This is a genomic window from Pseudomonas sp. MWU13-2517, from assembly GCF_023242545.1.
Classification (GTDB): Bacteria; Pseudomonadota; Gammaproteobacteria; order Pseudomonadales; family Pseudomonadaceae; genus Aquipseudomonas.
The window spans coordinates 140,922-165,046 of record NZ_JALMFA010000014.1 but is presented as its reverse complement, the minus strand read 5'-3'; the positions used below and the strand labels follow the sequence as shown (position 1 = coordinate 165,046).

Annotated in this window: 18 protein-coding genes; 7 read left to right on the top strand and 11 right to left on the bottom strand. The window is 59.9% G+C overall.

Annotation, left to right across the window (positions count from 1 at the left end; genetic code table 11):
* Positions 1–46 precede the first annotated feature (46 nt).
* Positions 47–946, top strand: coding sequence for a lipid A hydroxylase LpxO (gene lpxO / locus M5B97_RS20725; RefSeq protein WP_123716393.1), 900 nt, complete (start codon positions 47–49; stop codon positions 944–946).
* Between the two features lie 19 nt (positions 947–965).
* Here lpxO and ligD read toward each other — a convergent pair whose 3' ends face one another.
* Both ligD and M5B97_RS20715 read right to left on the bottom strand, forming a co-directional pair.
* Positions 966–3,428 (bottom strand): DNA ligase D, encoded by a 2,463-nt coding sequence (gene ligD, locus M5B97_RS20720; RefSeq protein ID WP_248732527.1) that lies wholly within the window; start codon positions 3,426–3,428, stop codon positions 966–968.
* A gap of 23 nt (positions 3,429–3,451) precedes the next feature.
* Positions 3,452–4,285 carry a Ku protein gene (locus M5B97_RS20715; RefSeq protein WP_248732526.1) on the bottom strand — a complete coding sequence of 278 codons (834 nt, stop codon included), beginning with the start codon at positions 4,283–4,285 and terminating at the stop codon, positions 3,452–3,454.
* Between the two features lie 183 nt (positions 4,286–4,468).
* On the opposite strand from M5B97_RS20715, the gene M5B97_RS20710 reads away from it, so the two are divergent.
* Both M5B97_RS20710 and M5B97_RS20705 read left to right on the top strand, forming a co-directional pair.
* Positions 4,469–4,783, top strand: coding sequence for a hypothetical protein (locus M5B97_RS20710; RefSeq protein WP_248732525.1), 315 nt, complete (start codon positions 4,469–4,471; stop codon positions 4,781–4,783).
* Positions 4,784–4,795: 12 nt separating this feature from the next.
* Positions 4,796–5,953, top strand: coding sequence for a PQQ-dependent sugar dehydrogenase (locus M5B97_RS20705; RefSeq protein ID WP_134657103.1), 1,158 nt, complete (start codon positions 4,796–4,798; stop codon positions 5,951–5,953).
* Between the two features lie 179 nt (positions 5,954–6,132).
* Here the strand turns inward: M5B97_RS20705 and M5B97_RS20700 are convergent, their stop codons facing one another.
* Positions 6,133–6,612, bottom strand: a complete 480-nt coding sequence (locus M5B97_RS20700) for a nuclear transport factor 2 family protein (protein ID WP_123716388.1) — start codon at positions 6,610–6,612, stop codon at positions 6,133–6,135.
* A gap of 45 nt (positions 6,613–6,657) precedes the next feature.
* Complete coding sequence (locus tag M5B97_RS20695; protein ID WP_248732561.1) at positions 6,658–7,230, bottom strand: TetR/AcrR family transcriptional regulator; 573 nt, start codon at positions 7,228–7,230, stop codon at positions 6,658–6,660.
* Positions 7,231–7,354: 124 nt separating this feature from the next.
* On the opposite strand from M5B97_RS20695, the gene pssA reads away from it, so the two are divergent.
* Both pssA and M5B97_RS20685 read left to right on the top strand, forming a co-directional pair.
* Complete coding sequence (gene pssA, locus M5B97_RS20690; protein ID WP_248732524.1) at positions 7,355–8,698, top strand: CDP-diacylglycerol--serine O-phosphatidyltransferase; 1,344 nt, start codon at positions 7,355–7,357, stop codon at positions 8,696–8,698.
* A gap of 152 nt (positions 8,699–8,850) precedes the next feature.
* The gene (locus tag M5B97_RS20685) at positions 8,851–12,534 is read left to right on the top strand and encodes a hypothetical protein (protein WP_248732523.1); all 3,684 of its coding nucleotides are present in this window, start codon (positions 8,851–8,853) and stop codon (positions 12,532–12,534) included.
* Positions 12,535–12,581: 47 nt separating this feature from the next.
* On the opposite strand, the gene efeO (M5B97_RS20680) is transcribed toward M5B97_RS20685, so the two are convergent.
* From efeO (M5B97_RS20680) to efeU, 4 genes are read right to left on the bottom strand one after another with little or no spacing between them, the layout of a single operon-like run.
* Positions 12,582–13,400: an iron uptake system protein EfeO gene (gene efeO / locus M5B97_RS20680; RefSeq protein ID WP_123716386.1), complete on the bottom strand. Its 819-nt coding sequence runs from the start codon at positions 13,398–13,400 to the stop codon at positions 12,582–12,584.
* A gap of 25 nt (positions 13,401–13,425) precedes the next feature.
* Positions 13,426–14,730: an iron uptake transporter deferrochelatase/peroxidase subunit gene (gene efeB / locus M5B97_RS20675; RefSeq protein ID WP_248732522.1), complete on the bottom strand. Its 1,305-nt coding sequence runs from the start codon at positions 14,728–14,730 to the stop codon at positions 13,426–13,428.
* Between the two features lie 14 nt (positions 14,731–14,744).
* Entirely contained in the window at positions 14,745–15,947 is a 1,203-nt protein-coding gene (gene efeO, locus M5B97_RS20670) for an iron uptake system protein EfeO (RefSeq protein WP_248732521.1), read from the bottom strand.
* Positions 15,948–15,957: 10 nt separating this feature from the next.
* Positions 15,958–16,803 carry an iron uptake transporter permease EfeU gene (efeU, locus tag M5B97_RS20665; protein WP_248732520.1) on the bottom strand — a complete coding sequence of 282 codons (846 nt, stop codon included), beginning with the start codon at positions 16,801–16,803 and terminating at the stop codon, positions 15,958–15,960.
* 168 nt (positions 16,804–16,971) lie between these two features.
* Between efeU and M5B97_RS20660 the strand changes: the two genes are divergently transcribed.
* Positions 16,972–17,994 (top strand): AraC family transcriptional regulator, encoded by a 1,023-nt coding sequence (locus M5B97_RS20660; RefSeq protein WP_123716382.1) that lies wholly within the window; start codon positions 16,972–16,974, stop codon positions 17,992–17,994.
* Between the two features lie 213 nt (positions 17,995–18,207).
* Positions 18,208–18,588 (top strand): hypothetical protein, encoded by a 381-nt coding sequence (locus tag M5B97_RS20655; RefSeq protein WP_248732519.1) that lies wholly within the window; start codon positions 18,208–18,210, stop codon positions 18,586–18,588.
* 60 nt (positions 18,589–18,648) lie between these two features.
* Here M5B97_RS20655 and M5B97_RS20650 read toward each other — a convergent pair whose 3' ends face one another.
* The 3 genes from M5B97_RS20650 to M5B97_RS20640 form a co-directional block, all read right to left on the bottom strand.
* Positions 18,649–19,173 carry a hypothetical protein gene (locus M5B97_RS20650; RefSeq protein ID WP_248732518.1) on the bottom strand — a complete coding sequence of 175 codons (525 nt, stop codon included), beginning with the start codon at positions 19,171–19,173 and terminating at the stop codon, positions 18,649–18,651.
* 345 nt (positions 19,174–19,518) lie between these two features.
* On the bottom strand, positions 19,519–20,934 hold the full coding sequence (locus M5B97_RS20645; RefSeq protein ID WP_134657113.1) for a TolC family protein: 1,416 nt from the start codon (positions 20,932–20,934) through the stop codon (positions 19,519–19,521).
* Positions 20,931–24,110 carry an efflux RND transporter permease subunit gene (locus M5B97_RS20640; RefSeq protein WP_134657114.1) on the bottom strand — a complete coding sequence of 1,060 codons (3,180 nt, stop codon included), beginning with the start codon at positions 24,108–24,110 and terminating at the stop codon, positions 20,931–20,933. Before M5B97_RS20640 ends, M5B97_RS20645 begins: the two co-directional genes overlap by 4 nt.
* Between the last annotated feature and the right edge of the window lie 15 nt (positions 24,111–24,125).

Sequence of the window (24,125 nt, the reverse complement as noted above, 5' to 3'; positions counted from 1 at the left end):
GGCCAGCAGGAGCAGCCTGTTCTCTCCCTGACTTGTGACGAATCCCTTGAAACTCATCATTGTTATTCTCTACGTTGCTTCTATTGCGTATGTCCACCTGCGTGGGCGGGTACGGCACAAGCTGGGTCGTCAGCTTAGCGACCATTCGACGTTCCTGGCGCCGGTCAACTGCTTTCTTTATCTGTTCTCCAAGCAGCCAAGCCGTCCCTATCTCTCACCCAGCGACTTTCCGGACCTGAGCCCGCTGCAGGAGCATTGGGAGGAGATCCGCAAGGAGGGTCAGAACCTGATGCAGGCAGGGGCGATCAAGCGTTCGGATCAGTATAACGACGTGGGTTTCAACTCGTTCTTCAAGTCGGGCTGGAAACGCTTCTACCTCAAGTGGTACGGCGACAGCCATCCATCGGCGATGAAGCTGTGCCCGCGTACCACGGAACTGGTGCAGAGCATCGGTTCGATCAAGGCCGCCATGTTCGCCGAGCTGCCGCCGGGTTCCAAGCTGGTGCGTCACCGTGACCCGTACGCGGGTTCCTACCGCTATCACCTGGGCCTGGATACACCGAATGATCCGGGTTGCTACATCAATGTGGACGGCGAAAGCTATTACTGGCGCGACGGCGAGCCGGTGATGTTTGACGAGACCTACATTCACTACGCGGAAAACGCTACGCAGCACAACCGCATCATTCTGTTCTGTGATATCGAGCGCCCGATGAAGTATCGCTGGGCGGCAGCGTTCAATCGCTGGTTCAGCCGCAATGTGATGGCTGCCGCGGGTTCGCCCAATGATGATGGCGACAAGACCGGTGGCTTGAACCGTGCCTTTACCCGCTTGTACAAGATTCGCCTACGCGGCAAGGAGCTCAAGAAGCGCAACCGCGCACGTTACTACCTGGAAAAGTGGGCGATCTTCGCCGGGCTGGCGTTAATCTTCATCCTCATTTGAAGCATGGCTGCGGCGCGCCTCACTGCGGTGGTTGCGCGCCCAGCTTGTGCCACATCTTCTTGCTGATCCGCTGGCGGTTGGCATAACCGGCCCACGGGTCGCTCTTCAAGCCTTGTAACCGTTCCTGCAGGTTCGCGACCGTCCACTGTTGGGCACCGCGCAATTCTTTCAACTCATCCCGACTGACCGGCACCGACACCGGCAGGCCCGGTCGTGCGCGTACCGAATAGGCTGCAACGGTGCTGGCGCCACGGGCGTTACGCAGGTAATCGACAAAGATCTTGCCGACCCGGTTTTTTGGGCCGCTGGTGGCCGTGAAACGCTCGGGCAGTGACTGGGTCATGAACTGTGCGATGGCCTTTGCGAACGCTTTTACTGTGTCCCAGCCATCCCTGCGCGCCAGCGGCACGATCAGGTGCAAGCCCTTGCCACCGCTGGTCTTGACGAATGCCTCGAGCCCCAGCTCATCGAGTACCGACAGCGTCAATTGCGCCGCTTCCAGCATGCTTTTCCAAGGCAGCGCCGGGTCTGGGTCGAGGTCGAGTACAAATTGGTCCGGTGTTTCGATCTTGTCTGTGGTGGCACCCCAGGTATGCAGTTCGATCGTACCCATTTGTACGGCACCGATCAGGGCCTCGACATTGGCGATTTCCATCAGGCGCGCGTGGCCGGGGTCCAGCGTCGGTTCAAGCTGCTTGATATGAGGAATGGGCAGGCGCTCTGAGTGTTTCTGGAAGAACTGTTCGCCCTCAACGCCTTCAGGCGCCCTGAGCAGCGATACCGGCCGTTGCCGCAGGAACGGCAATATCCAATCGCTGATCTGCGTGTAGAACTGCGCCAATTGCTGCTTTTGCGTGCCGCTCTGCGCGTCTATGACACGCTCCGCATGGGTGATGTTCACCTGGCTACCCTCGGGCTGGGGCTTGTTGGATTGGGTGCGGTTGGCTTGCTCGTGAATGATCTGCGTAACGGGTTTGTCGGTGCGCAGTGCAATGAACGCGGCCTGACGCACCAGGCCCTCGCGTGTCCACTCGGCAAATTGCACCTCGCCCACCAGGCTGGGCTTCACCCAATGCACGTCTTGCGCCTGGCTGCCTTTGAGTGGCTGCAGCAGGGGTGAGGTGTCTTGCTTCAGGTCTTTGAGTGTTGCGTAAAGGTTTTTCAGCGCAGCCTGATCGAAACCCGTGCCCACGCGCCCGGCGTACACCAGCCCGGCCTCGTCGTTGACCGCCAGCAGCAACGCACCGAACCCGCTGCGCGAGCCTTTGGGCCGTGTGTAGCCGACAATCACGAACTCCTGGCGCAGGCGGCATTTGAGCTTGATCCAATCGGCGCTGCGCTCAGACACATAGGCACTTCCCGCACGCTTGCCGATCAGCCCCTCCAGCTTTAAGGCACAGGCACTTTCGACGATGTCGCGCTCAGGGGCGGTGAAGGTCTCCGAGAATCGCAGCAGTGTGCTTCTGCCGCCGGACAATGCCGCTTTAAGGGCTGCCCGGCGTTCCTCGACCGGGGCCTGGCGTTGGTCGACACCGTTCAGGAAGGGCGCATCGAACAGGTAATAGACGATATCCAGGCTGCGGCCGATGTCGAAGGCATTCTGCAGCGCCTGGAAGTCCGGCAAACCGTCGCCGTCCAGGCTGACCATCTCACCGTCGAGCCAGCTGTCCTTGAGTTTTAGCGCCTGCAAGGCTTTGACCTGCCGTGGCAGACGATCCGACCAGTCATGGCCGTCACGCGTGAACAGGCGAACCTCACCTTCGTGAACGCGGGCGAGCATACGGTAGCCGTCGAATTTGATTTCGTAATGCCATTGGCCAGGCGGAGCGCGGTCCATAAGGGTAGCCAGTTGCGGGGCGAGTTGCATGGGGAAGGGGACATGCGCCTTGGAAGGCTTGGCCTTGGCGCTGGCTTTACCCACCGAAGCGTTGCTGATAACACTGTTTGGTTCGGCCTGGACGATATCGTAGTCGGTGGCCGGGCGTGCCTGCTGATCCTTTTCCTTGATCAGCAACCATTGTTCCTTGTCGCCGCTGCCCTTGAGGCGGGTACGCACCAAGGTCCAGTCGCCGGAGAGTTTTTCACCGACCAGCGTGAATTTCAGCTTGCCGGCGCGATACGCTTTGCGCGGATCCTCATGGGGCTGCCAGACGCCACGGTCCCACACGATCACATCGCCGGCGCCGTATTGACCGGCCGGGATACTGCCTTCGAAGGTGCCGTAGCTCAGCGGATGGTCTTCGACATGCACCGCCAGGCGCTTCTGGCTCGGGTCCAGGCTCGGGCCCTTGGGCACGGCCCAGCTTTTGAGCACACCGTCCAACTCCAGGCGGAAGTCATAGTGCAGGTTGCGTGCGTCATGTTTCTGGATGACAAACGACAAGGCGGTCGCTTTTCGCGCGCTGGTCTGCGCCGCGCCGGAGGGCTCCGCAGTGATTTCGAAGTCGCGTTTACGGTTGTATTCGCTCAGGGGCTTGGGCATGGCAAGAGGCTCCTTTGGCAGGCTCAGGAGGCTTTACGCGGTTTCTTGGCTGGGGCTTTCTTCGCCGGTTTGCCGGCCAGACTGCGTTTGAGCAATTCCGTAAGGTCAATAACGTCGGCGGTTTTGCGTTCCTCACTGCCTTGTTGGGTTTCCACGTCTTCGATCTTGCCGGCCTTGGCCTTCTTCTCGACCAGCGCCATGATCTTGTCCTGGAAACTGTCGCGGTAATCGTCCGGTTGCCAATCGGCGCTCATGTCCTCCACCAGCCGCTTGGCCATGTCCAGCTCACCTTTGGCCAGGCTTGGTTCGGTGACGTCGCTGCCCAATTCCAATTCGTCCAGGCTGCGCACTTCGGCGGGCCAGCGCAACATGACCAGCACCAGGGCAGACTCCAATGGCATCAGCGCCGCCAGATGCTGCTTGGTGTGCAGCACGACGTTGGCCAGGGCGACCTTGCCGGTTTTCTTCAGGGTTTCACGCAGCAGCGCATAGACTTTGCCGCCGCGTTTGTCCGGGGCCAGGAAGTAGGGCGTGTCAATGTTTGGCAGGGGAATCTGCTCGCTGGCGACAAAGGCGATGATCTCGATGGTCTGGGTCGACTTGGGGTGGGCCGAGCGGATTTCGTCCTCGCTGAGCACCACGTAGCGACCTTTTTCAAAGGCCACGCCCTTGACGATGTTTTCTTTGGTGACTTCCTTGCCGGTGGTCTTATTGATGCGTTTGTAGCCCACCGGGTCCATGCTGCGCTTGTCCAGCCAATCAAAATCCACGCCCTGTGACGACGTTGCCGAGACCAGTGAAACAGGGATGTGGACCAAGCCGAAGCTGATGGCGCCTTTCCAGATTGCCCGTGGCATATGTGCGGTTCCTTCTGAGGTGCTGGTTTCTGCTGACTGGACGGCTCGGGGAAAAGTTTCGATGGATGGACGTGCGGACAGATCGTGTTACATCTGACCGGAAAGTATTTAGTTACGAATGCCGAACCCCAGGCGTAGCGTGTTATCGAAAGCAGGTGTTATCCGCTCCAGAGAGGCATCGTCATGAACCGTTGCATACTTCGTTTTACCGCGCTGGCGTTGGGCCTGGCGCTGGTGCCCTTGGCCCGGGCGCAAAATCTGCCCGGCCACTTTGATACCAACAACAGCCCAATTCATCGGGCCAACCCCAACAGCATGCAGGGCACCGTGCCCAATGCGCCGGCTACTCGCGGTATTCAGCCGGCCCCCAGCGGCCCCGCGCCGACCCTGGAAAACGGCGGTATCGGCAATCGCTACCCTCAGCGTGACAGCGCCCCCAGCCGACCCGCGACCGAAACCAAAGCGCCCACCTATGATGCCAACGGCAACCGCCGGTAAGGATGATGTCTTATGTTTCTACGCAAAACCCTGCTAGCCGCTATTTGTGCAACCACGCTACTTCCACTGACGGCCGCCTATGCGGCGCAGGCTCAACAGTTTCCCAGCGAGCAGGGCAGCATCAGCGCCACGCCGATCGCCAAGGGCCTGGACCATCCCTGGGCTGTGGCATTCCTGCCGGATAAACAAGGTTTCCTGGTAACCGAACGCCCCGGCCACCTGCGGTTTGTCAGCCCCGACGGCAAACTGTCGGCACCGCTGACCGGCGTGCCTCAGGTGTGGGCCAAAGGGCAGGGCGGCCTGCTCGACGTTGTGCTGTCACCGGATTTCAAGCAGGACCGCCTGGTGTATCTGTCCTACGCCGAAGGCGGTGGTGAGGGTGGCAAGGCCGGGACCGCCGTTGGGCGTGGTCGCCTGGCCGATGACTTGAGCGGCTTGAAGGACTTCAAGGTCATTCTGCGCCAGGAGCCCAAGTTATCGACCGGCAACCACTTTGGCTCGCGCCTGGCTTTCGACCGTGATGGCTACCTGTTTGTGACCTTGGGGGAAAACAACGACCGCCCGACGGCCCAGGACCTGGACAAACTGCAAGGCAAGGTCGTGCGCATCTTTGCGGACGGTCGTGTGCCGGAGGACAACCCCTTCGTCGGCCAGCAGGGCGTACGGCCTGAAATCTGGTCCTACGGTCAGCGTAACCCGCAGGGGCTGGCCATGAACCCGTGGAGCGGCACGATCTGGGAAAACGAACATGGACCGCGCGGGGGAGATGAAATCAACATCATCGAGCGTGGCAAGAACTACGGTTGGCCACTGGCGACCCACGGCATCAACTATTCACTGACGCCGATCCCGGAAGCCAAGGGCAAGACAGTGGAGGGCACCGTGCCCCCGCATCATGTCTGGGAAAAATCACCGGGCATCAGTGGCATGGCTTTTTACGATGCTGATCGTTTCAAACCGTGGCAACACAACGTGTTCATCGGTGCCTTGGCCAGCCAGGAGCTGATCCGCCTGCAGTTCGATGGCGACAAGGTGATCCATGAAGAACGCTTGCTGGGCGGCTTGAAAGCACGCATCCGCGATGTGCGGCAAGGGCCGGACGGCTACCTGTATGTGCTGACGGATGAGGATGACGGTGTGTTGTATCGGGTTGGCCTGAACACGGACTGAATGTGTTGCCGAGCAATGCCAGTCAGTCAGGACTTGATGCTGTCACTGTGGCGAGGGAGCTTGCTCCCATTGGGCCGTGTAGCGGCCCCAGCTTTTGGTTCGAAAAGACTGGGCCTGCTACGCAGTCCAATGGGAGCAAGCTCCCTCGCCACAGGTTATCCGTCGTCCACTCTAAATGTTTAGAGCCCCAGTTCGGACAGCCCTGGATGCTCATCCGGGCGTCGGCCCAGCGGCCAGTGGAACTTGCGCTCGCTCTCCTTGATCGGCAGGTCATTGATGCAGGCGAAACGGTTGGCCATCAGGCCGTTTTCGTCGAACTCCCAGTTTTCGTTGCCGTAGGAGCGGAACCAGTTGCCGGAGTCGTCGTGCCATTCATAGGCATAGCGCACTGCAATCCGGTTGTCGGTAAACGCCCATAATTCCTTGATCAGCCGGTAGTCCAGTTCCTTGGCCCATTTACGGGTGAGGAAATCCTTGGCTTGCTCGCGGTTATGGGCAAACTCGGCGCGGTTACGCCATTTCGTATCGAGGGTATAAGCCAGGGAAACCCGTTGTGGGTCGCGGGAGTTCCAGCCGTCTTCGGCCAGGCGGACTTTTTCGATTGCCGATTCGCGGGTAAATGGCGGTAAAGGCGGGCGTGTTTCCGGTGTAGGTGACATGGGGCAGCTCCTTGACACAATAAGCGGTAGTGATAGTTGCCAGGTTTACGCGTTCTCAAGTCCCAATAACGTTCGCGCCATGCATTGCGCATTATCAGCGGCTGTTGAATCGCCCATGACCAGGGCAACGGTAATCGCACCATCGATCAGGATCAGCAGCTGCGCGGCCTGCTGTTGCGGGTCGGGGGTGCCATGTGCTTCACACAGTTCAAGTGCGTACTCGAACAGTTTCTGTTTGTGGGCTTTGGCCAACAGACGCACCGGGTCCTGCGCGTCGCCGGTTTCGCCGCTGGTGTTGATGAAGGCGCAGCCACGAAAGTCTGCAGATGCAAACCAGGTTTTCAGCGCACTGAACAGCGCCAGCAGGCGCTCACCGCTGCCTTCGCTGCGTTCCACCTCGGCACGCAGCCAGTGCATCCAACGCTCATCGCGACGTTGCAGGGCGGCGATCACCAACTCGTCCTTGTTGGCGAAGTAGCGATAGATGCTTTTTCTCGAAACACCGGCGGTTTTCACCAGGAAATCCATGCCGGTGGCAGCGATGCCGTGGCGATAGATCAACTTCTCGGTGACGTCGAGGATAATGTCGCGGGTTTCACTCTGGGTCATATCGTTCATGCGGCCAACAGTAGAACGATCGTTCTTCTTGGTCAATCAACTTTTTCCATGCCTGACAACGAGACCTGAGCCCACCCATGGTGTAAGCTCGGGGCCTCTTCGGATTCGACCCATTGCGAGCCTTATGCCGTCGTTCTTCAAACGCTCCCTATTGCCCAAACTGCGCGGTTTTCCACTCACCCCCGAGGCCATTGACGTGCTGTGCGGCGCCCAGGAGTTCCGGCGCTGCCTGCTGGAAAAAATCTCCCAGGCCACTCAGCGTATCTACATCGTTGCGCTGTACTTGCAGCATGACGAAGCGGGGCAGGAGATCTACGACGCGCTGCACGCCGCCAAAGCGACACGGCCGGAGTTGGACATTGTAGTGGTGGTCGATTTTCTACGTGCACAACGTGGCCTGATCGGCGCCGGCAAGCAGCCGGGCAACAGTGCCTGGTATCAGGCCATGACCCAGGGCAACGCCAGCGAAGTGCCGGTGTATGGCGTGCCGGTGCAGACCCGCGAGCTGTTCGGCGTGCTGCATCTCAAGGGCTTTGTGATCGACGACAGCGTGTTGTACAGCGGTGCGAGCCTGAACAACGTGTACCTGCATAAGTTCGACAAGTACCGCTATGACCGTTACCACTTGATCCACAGCAAGCCGCTGGCCGATTCGATGCAGCACTTGGTGGAGCATGGCCTCGTCGCCTCCAAGGCCGTGCATCGCCTGGACCTGCCCAACCCGCCCACCGCCCGCAGCCTGCGCAACGACATCGGCGACCTGCGCAGCCGCCTGAAGCATGCGGCCTATGACACGACGGCCGGGCAACTGCCCAACAATCATCTGGCAATCAGCCCATTACTGGGCGTGGGCAAGAACAACCCCCTGAACCGGGTGGTGCTCGAATTGATCGCCGGCGCCCAGCATCAACTGACCATCTGCACCCCCTATTTCAACCTGCCCCTCCCTGTGACCCGGGAAATCAACCGTGCCCTGGCGCGGGGCGTGAAGATCGACATCATTGTCGGCGACAAAACCGCCAATGACTTCTACATCCCACCCAGCGAGCCGTTCAAGGTGATCGCGGCGCTGCCTTACCTGTACGAGATCAGCCTGCGTCGTTTCGCCAAGCGTCATCAGCCGGCAATCGACAGTGGCCAGTTGAACCTGCACCTGTGGCGCGACGGCGAGAACACCTACCATCTCAAGGGCATGTGGGTCGACCAGCGCTACACCTTGCTGACGGGAAACAACCTCAACCCGCGTGCGTTCCGCCTCGACCTGGAAAACGGCTTGCTGATCGATGACCCGCAGGGGCAATGGCTGGAGGCGCGGCGTACGGAGTTGGGGCACATTTTCCAGCACACCACGCGTATTGCAGGCTATCAACAGTTGCAGACCCTGACGGATTATCCGCAGGCCGTGGGCAAGTTTTTGCGGCGTGTCAGTCGGGTGCGAATCGAGCGGTTGTTGTACCGAATTCTGTAAGCGACGAGCGTAGCAAGATAATTCCCGGTTTCTGCCTTCAGCTCTTTGGGAGTTGGCTTACGAAGCATCCGGGTTCCGACTTGTAGATTTCCTCTCGGCAGTTCTTACGGACGAGAACTCTCACCATCCTTACTGGTAGAGAGGAAATAGAAATGTCGCTTATTCAGGTAACCCCCTACAACCGGTTCTCCCGCCCGCCGATCCCACCCCACCCTGCGTCAAGCCTGATGGGGCCAAGCCCTTTACCGCGCGACAGGCGTAGCGCCGAGGCTGCTGTAGATGAAGTTTCACGCAGATTCCCCTCCGAAGAAAACGCTCCCAAAGGCGATGCAACGCTGCAGACCAAAGTGGGGCGCTGGCTGAGCTCAGGTGTTGCCCCTGAGCCGCTCATCCCGCGAAACGCCTGTATCGGGCCGTTTATCAGCCAGTATCAACAGGCACTTAGTGAGCCGCGACTGCAGGACTGGTTCCGTGCCAAGGGCCTGAAGATCTCTACGGTGCGCGTGTTCAGTGACAGCGTTGTGGGCGTGGTCAGCCGCGATGGAAAAGACGCCGTTGTACGGTTTACCACCACCGATGGTTCAGGTTGGTGGGCGGTCGGCAGCACGCTCGCAAAGCTGCAGAAAATACTGTCGCCGAGTGACTTGGGGATTCCCGCCAACATGCCTTTCGAGCCGATCCCTCGGGATATCATTCTGGATTTTTACGGGGTGCAACCTGCGAAGAACGAGCAGGCGGCTCCAGCGCTGGGTGCACACCTCAAGCGCGATGGCTGGCCACCTATTACCGTTGAGAAGCGCCAGCAATGGCGGGACGCCTTTACCCGCGCAGTGACGGCGAACAGCAATGCAACTGCCCGCGCGGGCTTGGCGGAGCAGCTTCGCCAGCGTATGCGCGGCCTCAAGGCGGGCGATGAGCTGCGGTTGGATCAGCAGGCCTTTGGGGCGCCACCTGGCTCCTCCCTGGAGCGTGACAGCCGATTACCACGCCAGACCTTTGTCGAACTGCTCACCTCGCAAGCGTTTCGTGATTTTCTTGAGAAGATCGGCCTGGACAGCGTCGGCGACCGCTTCAGAATCAGCCAGGGCGTCCTTCAACAGCGCGATGCCAAGGGCACATGGCGGACGCTGCAAGCCCACTTCGACGACGAAGTCGGCAAGAATCAGGCCCCTGGCGTGCAGGAAATGAAAAGCCGCTTACACGCGCTGGTCGAGCAAAGCCAGAAAACCGGTAACGCGCTGTACTCCACCGACACCTGGGATGTGCGCCAAGCGTTGGATTATTTTGGGCTGGGCTCACCGACGACGCCAGAGCAAGGCCGCGACGTACAGGCTTGGCTCGACACACGCTGGCCACAACCGCCCCTGGGCGCTGATTATGCAAGCTTGACCCCCTGCGTCTGGGCGCCGGGTGCACTGACCGGCGCTGACTGTGACGTACTCAAGAGGAGCGCCGCGAGCGTAGCCGCGTTGTTCGACAGCTTTCTGGCCGGCCCCGACCCTTGGCAGGCATTGTCTGCAGACCCTGATCGGCGGCTGAGTGCGTTTTTCGATTTCCCCATTGCCGTGGCCAAAGCAGACGCCTTGGCCAAGGAACTCAAGCTTTTCGATGTGGCCGATGGCCGACCGTTGCCCAGGGCGCAGCGTCACGCATTATTGGCCACGGCGCTCAAGCTCACCGTTCAGGACAGCCTGCCGGGTACGCCCGGAACAGTGGCCGGCTACGCCATTTATCAGCCCGGCAATCTGGGGCGCACGCAAAAACAGGTGCGTGCCGACGTTGAGCGACATCTGCAGGAAAAAGGCGCAACTTTCGAAAGTGCGCCGTTCCTGGCGCATATGTTCCTGGCACACGCTGCGCCGGAAATGCTGATAAAGCTCGATCCGCAAGTGCCGGTACAGATGCCGGAGGTTCTCAAGCAGAACCCGGATGAGGTACGAATAGGTTCTCCGGCATGGCTTGCTCTGCGGTTGGGTTGTGGCGTCGCCGAAGCGCTGGCTGGGCAAGGCTGCTCGCGGGCGCTGAACGGCACGCAGATCATGGCCCTGGCACGCCTGCAACCGCAAAACCCGGAGCAGGAGGCACTGTTCAAAGGCGTGGGCACCGTGCCCTTGCTGGAGTGGGCCGTCATGGCGGGCGTGTTTCCCGCGCCTCAGGAGGGGAAGTACACCCCGCACCACTACCAGGCGGCGGCGCAGGCGTTCAGCCAACAGCAAAACACGGCGCGCGATGCCTTCACGACGCTTACGGCCGAGCCACCCTCGATGACACGCTTGCTTGTCGAGCAACTGGCACTGCTGTTTCCCGAGATGACTGACGATGAAATTCGCGGGTTCAGCTTGCGGCGTGTGGCCGACCCCCGGCAGCACGGTCAGCCCCAAAAGGTAGTGTTGACTGAGTTTCTGCTGGCAGAGCAGGACTCTCCGGGTGCGCTGGTTGCCTTGAATACATGGCTGAACGATTACCGCACAGGCAAAGCGAAGTACCGGTTCGAGCACCCGAAAATTTCCCAGGCCGAGTTTGATGAACGCATCAAAAAACTGCCGAAAATCGCGCCGCTGGTAGCCCCTGCCATCGAGCATTACGTGGCGGATTGCCGCGCGGCGCAGAGCGCGGTACTCAAATTGATGTTCGCGCAGTTGCCGCTGGAAGATCGCAAGGCCCTGGAGGTGGGGCAGATCGAGTTCTTCAGTTTGCGCGAGGAGACCGGCGACGCCATTGAGGACGACAATGGGCCCGACTCCAACGTATCCAGGCATAAGGGCACCCATGGCACCTTGATCCGCTATGAGACGGGCGCTGTCGAGCCACGGTTCGGCTATTTCGAGGTCTTCCCGGGTTCCATGCGCATCATCAAGCGTACCGATCTGAGTTACACGCTGGCGCTGGGCGGGCAAGTCAAGATGGGCCAGAAACCCTACGGCCCCTTTGCCAACGTGCTGCGGGATTACCGACACGCAGCGCCAGCCAGCTTTGACTTCGAGGCGTACAAGCGGGGCAGTGAGCCAAAAGCCGGTGCGCAGTCGTCGGTCATCATCGAAAAGACCGCGCCTGACCTGCCTGCCGAACGGGTGCCCGGGAACCCGAAACATGCACAGTTGCCGGTGCCCGATACGTTCAACAGCGAGAAAATCGACCGTATCGTCGAGGGCGTATTAGCTAACAGCTTCACCATGCCGCGCGAGCCTCTGGTCCGCTATGCCAATCAGCCCACCGACTATCAGCGCAAGCGGGCATTTCCATTTGGCACCGACGACGTTTTCAGCCCGGGCAACCTGCGGATGGTCGTGGGCCTGCTGCCATTTGTCGGTGCATTCGTCGATCTGGGGGAGGGCAATATTGCACAAGGGCTACGCGGGATGTTGATCGACTTCGCCTCGTTTGCGGTGACTGGCGGGTTGTCGGGTGCGAAGCGCTTTTACAAGGGAATGAAAGTGGTCCTGCCATTTAATGGCAGGGCGTTTTCCATGCAGGGACTCGGCGGGGCATCGCCGTTTCTGCGCAGCGTATTCAACCCGTTGGAAGGTGCCGTCGGGGTGTTGAAAACGGGCCAGAAGGTGGCCGCTTTGGGGAAAGAGTTTATGAAGGGGGAACTGCGTGCCCTGGGCGCGGGTATCTACCTGCCTGCCACGGCCTTTGAAAAGTGCCGCTGGGGCGCCGGGGTGTATACCAGCGTCTATGCGGCTAGCGGCCAGCCGGTCGGCAGCCGAGCCGGCACTTGTGCCGGGCATTCGTTGTACGCCGTGCAGAAAAACAACCTGTGGTACGCAATCAACCCACGCACCTTCAAAGCTGAAGGGGCGCCTCTGCAGGGCTTCGAGCCAACGGCCACCTGACGGCACAGACGCCTTCGCCGCAACAATGGCGAAGGCGTCCGTCAACGTCAGTTCAAGCCCAGCTTGCCACGCAGGGTGGACAGGTCTTCCGCCAGGGTGTTGACCGGGCCCACCAGCGCCTTGCGGTCGTTTTCCTTGACCTTGTCGTAGGTCTCAAAACCGCCATCCTTGGTTTTGTACTTGGCCAGGATCTTGTCCACGGTGGCGAAGTTCTTGTCGACCTTGGTCAGGAACGCCTTGTCCTGCTTCTCGATCTGGCCACGGAACAGGTCGACGATTTTCTTCGCGCCGTCGACGTTGCCCTGGAAGTCATAAAGGTCGGTGTGGCTGTAGCGGTCTTCCTCACCGGAGATCTTGGTGGCCGCGACTTCCTCGAGCAGCGCCGCGGCGCCGCCAACGACTTTCTCGGGCGGGAAGGTCAGGCCCTCGACGCGGGTCTGCAGGTCCTTGACGTCGCTGTTCAGCTTGTCGGCCAGGGCACCCAGGCCTTCGGTGGTGTTCTTGGAGAACAGGGCGTATTCGATACGGTGGAAGCCGGTGAAGTCCTCGGCTTCAACGCCTTTCTCGTGGTCGTCGACACGGGAGTCGATAGACGCGTCGAGGTCGCTGAACAACTCGGCGATCGGCTCGATGGACTCGTAGTGAACACGGGTCGGCGCATAGAGCTTCTTGGCGGTGGCCAGGTCGCCTTTCTTCACGGCATCGGTAAACGCTTGGGTTTGGGTGACCAGCTCACCGATTTCTTCGGTGACGTAGATCTTGTAGTCCGACACCGGGCCTACCAGGTCCAGCGGCGCAGTAGCGGCGAAGGCCGCCAGCGGCGAAAGGGACATTAACAACGACAACGCGATAGACGACTTCTTCATGGGACGTATCCGCTCTGGGTTTGTTTTAGGTATTGGCAGTGGTTTGAGGGTGCGAGGCTTCGAGCAGCGTGCGCCCGAGGAAGTCCTTGGGGCCCGTGACGCCGGGCAAGGTGAAGAAGTACCCGCCGCCGACCGGCTTGAGGTATTCCTCCAGAGGCTCGCCGTTGAGCCGGGTTTGTACGCTGATGAAGCCTTTTTCCAGGTCAGCCTGGTAGCAGATGAACAACAGCCCCATGTCCAGCTGACCGTTTTTATTGACGCCGTTGGAGTAGTTGAATGGCCGACGCAGGATCAGGTTGGCCTGGGTCTGTGCCGTACGCGGGTTGGCCAGGCGGATGTGAGCATCGAGCTTGGTCACCTTGCCTTCCGGGTCCTTGCTGTAGTCCGGAACCTGGCTTTCGTGCTGGCCATCCATAGGCGCGCCCGTGGGTTTGACGCGACCGATGATGCTCTCTTGCTCTTGCAGCGGAGTACGGTCCCAGCGCTCCACGAAGTTGCGGATGATCCGCACCGCCTGGTAGCTGCCGTTGGCGGCCCAGGCGGGTTCATCGCTGGTCGGCTGCACCCAGACGATCTGGTCCATGGCCTTGTCATCGTTGGAATTCGGGTTGGCCGAACCATCCCGGAAGCCGAGGAAGTTGCGTGCGCTCTGCGCCGGTTCGCCTGGTTTGGCGGGGGCCTGGGGTGGAACGCTGCCTTCCTGTTTCCAGCGCACCAGCAGCAGGTCCGGCAGGTTTTTCACGATGTCGCGCAGCGCGTGGATATTGGTGTCCGTGGTGTTGGAAGAAAACTGCAGGCTCAAGTCGCCGTGGCACTGCGCCGGTTCCAATGCATCGTTGGGGAAACCAACCATGCGAATCAGGCGCTTGGGCTTGACCGCAGCCAGGCCGAAGCGCTCATCGAACAACGACTCACCCACCGACACAGTGATGGTCAGGTTGTCCGGTGTCACCACCGGGCCGAGAATACCGGAGTCGGTCGGCGGCAGTTTCGGGTCGACTTGCGGCACGGTGCCGCCGGTCATCAGGAACTGGATGCGCTCGTTCAGGGTGCGGAACAGGCGTTCCAGGTCTTCACGGTCGCTGGCCAATACGTCAAACGCCACGACCATGCCGCAGGCCGGACGCGGAGTGACGATGCCGGTCTGGTGTCTGCCGAAGAAATCGTGGCGGTCCTGGGTCTTGTCACTGCGCGGTGCGGTGGTGACTTGCTCGGCTGCAGCGGCCATGGCCGGGCAGGCCAGGCTGCTGCCGGCAATGGCCGCGCCGGTGGCCGCCATGCCCAGCAGGACGCGGCGACGTTGGAGGTTGGTATGTTCTGAATCACTCATGTATGCGGTCGTCTTCACTGCAGGCCGGAAAGGCCGAGGGCGGGGTCGATTCCATCGAGTGCAACGGCCAGAGCCTTGGCCTTGTCGGCGATCTGCTTGCGCTGATCGGCCGTAACACTGTTGTAGCGGCTGAATTGGCCGTCGACTTTGAAACCATTGAGTTCGGCATCGAACGCATCAAGCGCTTTGTCGACCTTGGGCAACAGGTCGGCGGCGGATTGGGTCAACAGGGGGCGCATCAGGTCGACTACCTTGCGGGCGACCTCAAGGTTGGCGGCAAAGCCATTCAAGTCGACATGGCTGTAGCGTTCTTCTTCACCACTGGCCGCGCGCACATCCGCCAGGCTGTTGAGGTTGCGTACCACGATGCTGACCAGTTGCTCCGGTGGCAGCGACTGCGTCAGCAATTGTTGCTTGAGCTGGGTGACATCGGTGACCAGGCGTTGTGCAACCGGAGCCAGGCCGTTCAGGTCGTGCTGCTGGAACAGGCCGTATTCCAGGCGGTGGAAGCCGCTGAACGCGGCATCTTGCTCACGCTTTTCAAAGTAGTCGGCGCGCGCGTTGATCGCGTTGTCCAATTCGGCCAGGCGCTGGGACGCCGGCGCCAACCGTTGGTAGGCTTCGCGGGCCGGTACATACAGCGTCTGCGCGCGGGCCAGATCACCGGCTTCAATGGCCTGCTGCAAGGCGCTCACGGCCTTGATCAGCGTGCTGCCCTGGCTGCTCAGGTACACGCGGAACTCCGACAGTGGCCCGATAAACGCCACCATCGATGGCTTGGCCTTGGCCAGGGCATCGGACTCGGCGGTCGGCGTCACATGCAAGGTGCCGCGTGGGTTACTCAGCAAGCCGCAGGTGATGGCGTAGTCACCGGGCAACAGGTTGGCGTTGATCACCTGGCTCAAGCCGGGTGCGATGTTCTCGCGCTCTTCGACCACCAGTACACCGTCGAGGATTTCCCATTCCACCGCTCGATCGGAGCGGTTGATGATACGGAAGCTGGCGCGCCCGGCAGGCACAGTCAGTGCGTTGGGTTCGCAGGCGTGGCTGTGGATGGTCACGGCGATTTCATTGTGGTTGGTCTGGCGTTTGGCGGCGGCCAACTGCGAGGCGTAGTAGAACAGGCCACCGGCGGCGATCATCACGACCACCGAGCCGGCGACGGCCCAGCGCAGGGCGCGGGACGGCGGGGCCGGTTGAGGGGTTGGGTTGGACAAGAGGCGGTCCTTACTGACTGGAAGCGGAAGAAGGTTTGGCAATAGGCTTGGCGGGCGCCGAGGGCAGGAAGAACATCACCAGGGCCACCACCAGATAAATCAGATAAGCGCCCAGGGTGCTGACGGTCGGCGCTTCCTGATAGCCGAACATACCGGCCAGTACCGAGCCCAGCGGGCTGTCCATGGGCAGCGCGGCGCTGAAGTCGAACAGCACGGTTTGCAGGTGGTTCCACACGCCGGCTTCATGCAGGGCCTGCACCGAGTTGGCGAGGATGCCGGCGGCTACCACCAGAATGAACAGACCGGTCCAGCGGAAGAACGCGCCGAGGTTCAAGCGCATGCTGCCGGAATAGATGAGGAAACCGACCACAATCGCCAGGATCAGGCCGAGCAGGGCGCCGAGCGGCGCGCCGGGACCTTCGCTCTGCTGGAACACGGCCAGCAGGAAAAACACCGTCTCCAGGCCTTCACGGGCCACGGCGAAAAACACCATGGCGATCAGCGCGAACACTTGGTGCCTGGAGCCGGCCAGGGCGTGGTCGAGGGACTCATGCAGGCTGTGCTTGATGGAGCGCGCGACCTTGCGCATCCAGAACACCATGGAACTGAGGATGCCCACGGCGATCAATCCTACGACGCCTTCGAAGAGTTCCTGTTGTTTCTGCGGAAATTCAGCGCTGACCAACTCCAGGCCACCGCCTACCAGCAGGGCGAGCGCGGCGGCGAGAAACACGCCGATCCACACGGCGGGCATCCATTGGCCACGGCCGGTCTGCTGCAGGTAACTGGCGATAATGCCAACGATCAACGCAGCTTCAATGCCTTCGCGCAGCATGATTAAAAAGGGAACAAGCATTCGGCACCGCATCATGACTGGATAGGGTGGTAATTTGTAACATAATGATACTCATTGCTAAACAAGAAATATTGACTTTTGCTGAACCGAGGCTGAACGGTGGTGGCGAAGCGCAACCGCCTTTATGATGCTCGCCTTGTATCGACACAGCTGAATAGCCCACTCCCCATGGCGGAAAAAGACACCATCTCCATCCATCTTGTGCGTGAGGCTCTACTGCAGAGCTGCGCGCCCGGCATGGCGCCTGCCGACGTGCTGGGTAAGGTCGGTATTGACCCCGCATGGTTGCAGCAATCCGATGCCCGCGTGCCGGCGGTGGCTTACGCGCGGTTGTGGCGTTTGTTGGCGCGGCGCATGGACGATGAGTTTTTTGGCATGGACCCACGCAAGCTCAAGTCCGGCAGCCTGGCGTTTCTCTGCCACGCCGCCATGGCGCAACCGACCCTGGCGGCGGCCCTGGAAACCGCGCTGGGGTTCCTGTCACTGATGCTGGAGCGGCTGCCCGCGCAACTGGTGCGTCGGCAAAGTCTGGCGGAGATCGTGTTGCATGAGCCCGAGGCTGTACCCAATCGGGCATTCACCTATTTTACGTATTGGATGATTGTCCATGGCGTGGCCTGTTGGCTGGCGGGGCGGCGGATTCCGATCCTGGCCATCGAGCTGCGCTGCCCGCAGCCGGACTTTTGCGACGACTACCAAGTGATGTTTTCCGACAACTTGCGTTTTGATCGGCCACATACCCGCATGATTTTTTCCGCAGACTGCCTCGATCTACCGATCAAACGCAGTGTCGAGGAGCTCAAGCGCTTTCTGGCTCACGCACCGGCCAACATACTGGTCAAATATCGCGACCCCGACAGCCTCGCCAACCGCATCAAACACGATCTGCGCCAGATGCCGCCTGATACCTGGCCGGAAACCGATAGCCTGGCCACCCGGCTATGCATTTCCGCCTCCACCCTGCGCCGCCGCCTGGCGGAAGAAGGGCAGACCTACCAAGGCCTCAAGGATAGCGTGCGCAAAGAGCTGGCGATTGTCTGGCTGGCCGAGCCGCAGATCAGCTTTGCCGAAATAGCGACGCGGTTGGGGTTCGCGGATACAAGTTCATTTTACAAGGCATTTCGTAAGTGGTCGGGGTCAAACCCAGGGCACTATCGAAGTCTGATCCTGAATGAGCACAGCCGGTTTTAGTTGCCACTGTGCGGGATTAGGAAATAGCTGACCAAGTCTTTCTCGTGTGTATGACAGAGCGACCCTATTTGATGATAGGAAACGACTGGCATATTCAGCGCTATAAAGCGTGCACAGTAAGCGGCGTGATTCCTACCTGTAGTTCGGTCTGAGGAGTTGAGGGGTAGGTCGATCACTTGATCAATCTGTCGTTCAACTGTGAGGAAGACAATCATGAAAAGGTTTTTTGCGTTAGTTGTTTTGATGTTGGCTTTTTTGTCGCCTCAAGCGTTTGCTGGTTGTTGGGCTATCACGGACACCTACACGGGGATACTGGAAGGTGAAAGCGAGAAAGTGGCTTATGGACCCTTTACAATAACCTCCGCGAATGGATGCCTGAGCGCGAACATAGATGCAAGTATTTCCGCGGTAGATCGTGGCAGGCCACCTCAGTTGTCGATACAACAGGAGGTCGGTTCATCGTGGGTGCAGGTGGCAGGAAATGTTGGGAGCAACGTGTTGTACAGCGGTTCGTTTGGCACCTATCGAGTGTTGATAAAAAATCCCGATGCTGCACCTAAAGTCTACTTGGGAACTGTCAAGTACGGACGGTGAAGAGGATGTCTGCAGTGTGTCAAGTTTGTTGCTTGGCTCACTGCAGGCTTAACATTGCAATTATGCCTGCTCATCTACGGAAAGCTTATTGTTGGTGGAGTTGACGAAATAGGTGAGGGCACCAATAGCATGATTGGCTGCAATCATGGCTTTTTTCCATGTCAAGTTATCCGGTGTGGCATGGCCAGGGAAGTCTTCGAGAAATTTGGCGTATTCTTCTAACTTTTGATTGAATAACGCAATGACGTTAAATTTGACATGCGTATTTGCCTGGTTGCCCTTGGCGTCGAACTCTCCATTTCCACTTATAAACATTCCAAACGCCATCACATCAATGGCTCCGCTGCTGTAAAGTTGCCTACCCACCTTCTTCAGTTCATTGGTGCTGATTGATGTCATGTTATAGTCTTTTAAAAAGCTCTTCAGTTCGGTAATTTCTTTCTCGGCGCCTATTTTAAGTATATCCGCCGCTTTTGAGGCGTCTGTTGGAGTGAACGAGTTTTTAATTTCTCTCGGATTTTTTATGAGATAAGCGCTGGTCGCTTTTGAACGCTGTACGGAGTCAGTCGTCGCTACAATAGCCATTGTGATGTCCACCGTCATTTAAGGGCTTGTAGCGGCAATGCTAGTTTTATTCGCTCAACACTTCATTGGGTAAAATGGTTATAAAGAATATTTGGAAGCTGCTTACAAAGACCTACAACAGAGTCTGACAGCTCAATCTTTCTCATTTTTTTGGATGGAGCTGTTTTCTGAATAACACATCGTGCACTCCAGGCGATATGTATCCTGCTCTGATCGAGCAGCGAAGGCCTAATCTATGAAGAAATGCCTGATCACTTCAGGGCATCCAAAAAAAAGCCCCGCGACCGAATGGACCGCAGGGCTAAAGAATTGGCTGGATGCGACCAACCAAAGGAGCTCTTTACATCATTTGACGCTGGCGACCACCGTGTCCGGCTGCCAGCCACCTCCCAGCGCCTTGTAGATCGCGACTATCCCGCGATACAGATCCACTTCGGCCTGGGCCTGGGCGTCTTCGGCGGCCAGGCGTTCGCGTTGGGCGTCGAGCAGTACCAGGAAGTCCACAGTGCCTTCGCGGTAGCGGATCGCGGCGAGGTCGGCAGCGGCGCGGCTGGATTCACTTTGACGGATCAGCGAAACCAGGCGCTGTTGGCGTTTGCCGTAATCACTGAAGGCATTTTCCGATTCCTCCAGCGCCAGCAACACTTGCTGCTCATACGTTGCCAGGGCGCCATCGGCCTCGGCGTTGGCGCCGCGCAGACGGGCGCGCACGCTGCCCAAGTCGAAGGCAGCCCAGGTAATGCTTGGGCCGAGGGACCAGGCGTTCGCTGCCGCCGAACCGATCTGCGAACCGCGCCCGGCGGTAAAGCCGAGGAAGCCGCTGAGGCTGACCCGTGGGAACAGATCGGCCTTGGCCACGCCGATACGCGCGGTGGCGGCGGCCAGTTTGCGTTCGGCACTGAGGATGTCCGGGCGACGCTGCAGCAGTTGCCCTGGATCGCCGATCGGCAACGCCTTGGCAATCGCCGGCAGGTCTTTGGGGCTCAGGTCCACGCTCAGCTTGTCGGGGCGCTGGCCGAGGAGGGTGGCGATGCGGTTGCGTTCGCGCACTTGCTCGGCCTGCAGTTGCGGCACGCTGGCTTCAACCGCCGCCAGGCGTGCGTCGGCGCGCTCCACGTCGAGCTGATCGCCCACACCGGCGTCGCGCAGGCTGACGGTGATGGCGCGCGATTCCTGCTGGTTCTTCAGGTTGTCCAGGGCAATGCGTTCACGCAATTGGGCGCCACGCAGTTGGCCGTAGGCATCCACCAGTTCGGCAATCATGGTGACTTGCAGTTGGTACAGGTCGGCTTCGGCCACTTGCTGGTCCGCGTCGCTGGCCTCCAGGTTGCGGCGGATACGGCCGAACAAGTCGACTTCCCAGGCCATGTCCAGCCCCAGGTCGTAGCGCTCGCTGTTGACACGCTTGGTGGTCTGGCCCGGGATCTGGCCTTTGCCCACGTCGCTGCTGGCCCGCGAAGTCACCACCGGCATGATGTCGGTGGCCACGTCGTCACGAATGGCCCGCGCGGCCCGCAGACGGGCAAAGGCTACGCGCAGGTCACGGTTGCCGCTCAGCGACTGGGTTACCAGTTGGTTGAGGGTCGGGTCGTCGAACTGTTGCCACCAGATGCCTTCGTATTTGGCATGGTCATAACTTTTGGTGTCGGCGGCGGCCGTGATATTGGCCGCCTCCAGCTTCTCGGTTTTATAGTCCGGGCCTACCGCACAGGCACTCAGGGCCAGTACCAGCAAGCTCGGCAAAAATACTTTCACACTCATTGCTGTGTCTCCAGCTTCAAGGCCTTGGCCGCTTTGCGCGTTTCGCTGCGCTCCACATAGCGACGGATCAGTACGTAGAACACTGGCGTCAGCAACAGACCGAAGAAGGTCACACCGATCATCCCGGAGAACACCGCCACGCCCATGGCATGCCGCATCTCGGCGCCGGCACCGCTGGACAACACCAGAGGCACCACCCCCATGATGAACGCGAACGAGGTCATCAGGATCGGCCGCAGACGCAGACGGCAGGCTTCCAGTACCGCGGCGAGCGGGTCGAGACCTTCCTGCTGTTTATCCTTGGCGAACTCGACGATCAGAATCGCGTTCTTGCACGCCAGGCCCACCAGTACGATCAAGCCGATCTGAGTGAAGATGTTGTTGTCGCCGCCCGAGATGATCACCCCGGTAATGGCCGACAGCAGCGTCATCGGTACGATCAGGATCACCGCCAGCGGCAGGCTCCAGCTTTCGTATTGAGCGGCCAGTACCAGGAACGCCAACAGTACGCAGAGCGGGAACACGAACAGCGCGGTATTGCCCGAGAGGATTTGCTGATACGTCAGGTCGGTCCACTCGTAGGTCATGCCGTTGGGCAATTCCTCTTTCAGCAGTTTTTCAATCGCGGCCTGGGCCTGGCCGGAGCTGTAGCCCGGGGCGGCGTTGCCGTTGATTTCTGCGGTGATAAAGCCGTTGTAGTGCATCACGCGGTCCGGGCCCGAGGTGTCGCTGACCTTGATAAAGGTCGCCAGCGGGATCATCTCGCCTTTGTTGTTACGCACTTTCAACTGGCCGATCTGGTCTTCATCCAGGCGGAACTGCTGGTCAGCCTGCACGTTGACCTGATAAGTGCGGCCAAAGCGGTTGAAGTCGTTGGCATACAACGAACCCAGGTAGATCTGCAGGGTGTCGAAGATGTCGCTGATCGCCACGCCGTGGGTCTTGGCCTTTTCGCGGTCGATGGCGGCATCGACTTGCGGCACGTTGACGGTGTAGCTGGTGAACAGGCCGAACAACTCCGGCACGTTATGGCTCTTGGCGATGATGTTCTGGGTTTCTTTGTACAGCTCGTCATAACCCAGGTTGCCACGGTCTTCGATCTGCAGGCGGAAGCCGCCAATCGTCCCCAGGCCCTGTACCGGCGGCGGTGGGAAGATCGCCATGTAGGCTTCCTGGATGCCGCTGTACTTGCCGTTCAGTGCACCGGCAATCGCACCGGCCGACATGCTTGGGTCTTTACGCTCGTCGAACGGCTTCAAGGTCACGAACACGATGCCGCTGTTCGGGCTGTTGGTGAAACCGTTGATCGACAGGCCCGGGAACGCCACCGCAGCTTCCACGCCCGGTTGTTTCAGGGCGATATCGGACATGCGCTTGATCACGTCCTCGGTGCGGTCCAGGCTCGCGGCGTCCGGCAATTGCGCGAAGGCCACCAGATATTGCTTGTCCTGGGCCGGTACGAAACCGGTCGGCGTGTGGGCGAAGCCCAGCCAGGTCAGGACAATCAAGCCGGCATACAGGAACAGCGCGATCCCACTGCCACGAATCACGCGGCGCACAGTGCCGACGTAACCATGGCTGGCCTTGTCGAAGAAGCGGTTGAACGGTTTGAACAACCAGCCGCCGAGTATTTTGTCGAGGAATCTGGAGAAGCCATCTTTCGGTGCATCGTGACCTTTGAGCAGCACGGCAGCCAGCGCCGGCGACAAGGTCAGCGAGTTGAACGCCGAGATCACAGTAGAGATCGCAATGGTCAACGCGAACTGCTTATAGAACTGCCCGGTCAAGCCGCTGATAAAGGCCGCTGGCACGAACACCGCACACAGCACCAACGCGGTCGCGATGATCGGGCCGGTCACTTCGCTCATGGCTTTTTCAGTTGCCGGGAACGGTTCCAGGCCCAGTTCGATGTTGCGCTCGACGTTCTCCACCACCACGATGGCATCGTCCACCACGATGCCGATGGCCAATACCAGACCGAACAGCGACAGTGCGTTGAGCGAGAAGCCAAACAGGTGCATCACCGCAAACGTACCGATCAAGGACACCGGTACCGCCACCAGCGGGATGATCGAGGCGCGCCAGGTCTGCAGGAACAGGATCACCACCAGCACCACGAGAATCAGGGCTTCGAACAGGGTGTGCACCACCGCCTCAATCGAGCCGCGCACGAAGATGGTCGGGTCATAGACGATGCTGAAGTCCATGCCTTGCGGGAAGTTCTGCTTGAGCTCCGCCATCTTGGCGCGTACTTCGTTGGAAATCTCGATCGCATTGGAACCCGGGCGCTGGAAGATCGGGATCGCCACCGCCGGCTGGTTGTCGAGCAACGAGCGCAGCGCATATTGGCTGGAACCCAGTTCCACCCGCGCAATGTCTCTCAGGCGCGTGATTTCACCGTTGTCGCCCGAGCGAATGACGATGTTCTCGAACTCCTCCTCAGTCACCAGACGGCCCTGAGTGTTCACCGACAACTGGAAGCTGGTGGCAGTCGGTGCAGGTTGCGCACCCAGGGCACCGGCGGCCACCTGGCGGTTCTGTTCGCGAATCGCGGTGACCACGTCGGTGGCGGTCAGGTTGCGCGAAGCGGTCTTGTTCGGGTCCAGCCAGACGCGCAGCGAGTAGTCGCCCATGCCGAACAGCTGCACGTCACCCACACCGCCCAGGCGTGCCAGCTCATCCTTCACATTGAGCAAGGCGTAGTTGGACAGGTAGAGCATGTCGTAACGTTTGTCCGGGGAGGTCAAGTGCACAACCATGGTCAGGTCGGGGGAGGCCTTGTCCACGGTGATACCGATGCGCGTCACTTCTTCAGGCAGTTTCGGCTGAGTCCGGGTCACACGGTTCTGTACCTGTACTTGCGCGTTGTCCAGGTCGGTGCCCAGGGCGAAGGTGATGGTCAGGGTCAGCTTGCCGTCGGCGGTCGACTGCGAGGACATGTACAGCATGTTCTCGACGCCGGTGATGGCTTGCTCCAGCGGAGCGGCCACGGTTTCACCGATGACTTTGGGGTTGGCACCCGGGAAGTTGGCACGTACCACGACGGTCGGCGGCACCACTTCCGGGTATTCGCTGATAGGCAGTTGGAACAGCGAGATCGCACCGGCAATCAGGATCAGCAGCGAAAGCACCGCTGCGAAGATCGGCCGCGAAATGAAGAACTTGGAAAAATTCATCTTGAGTTGTATCCC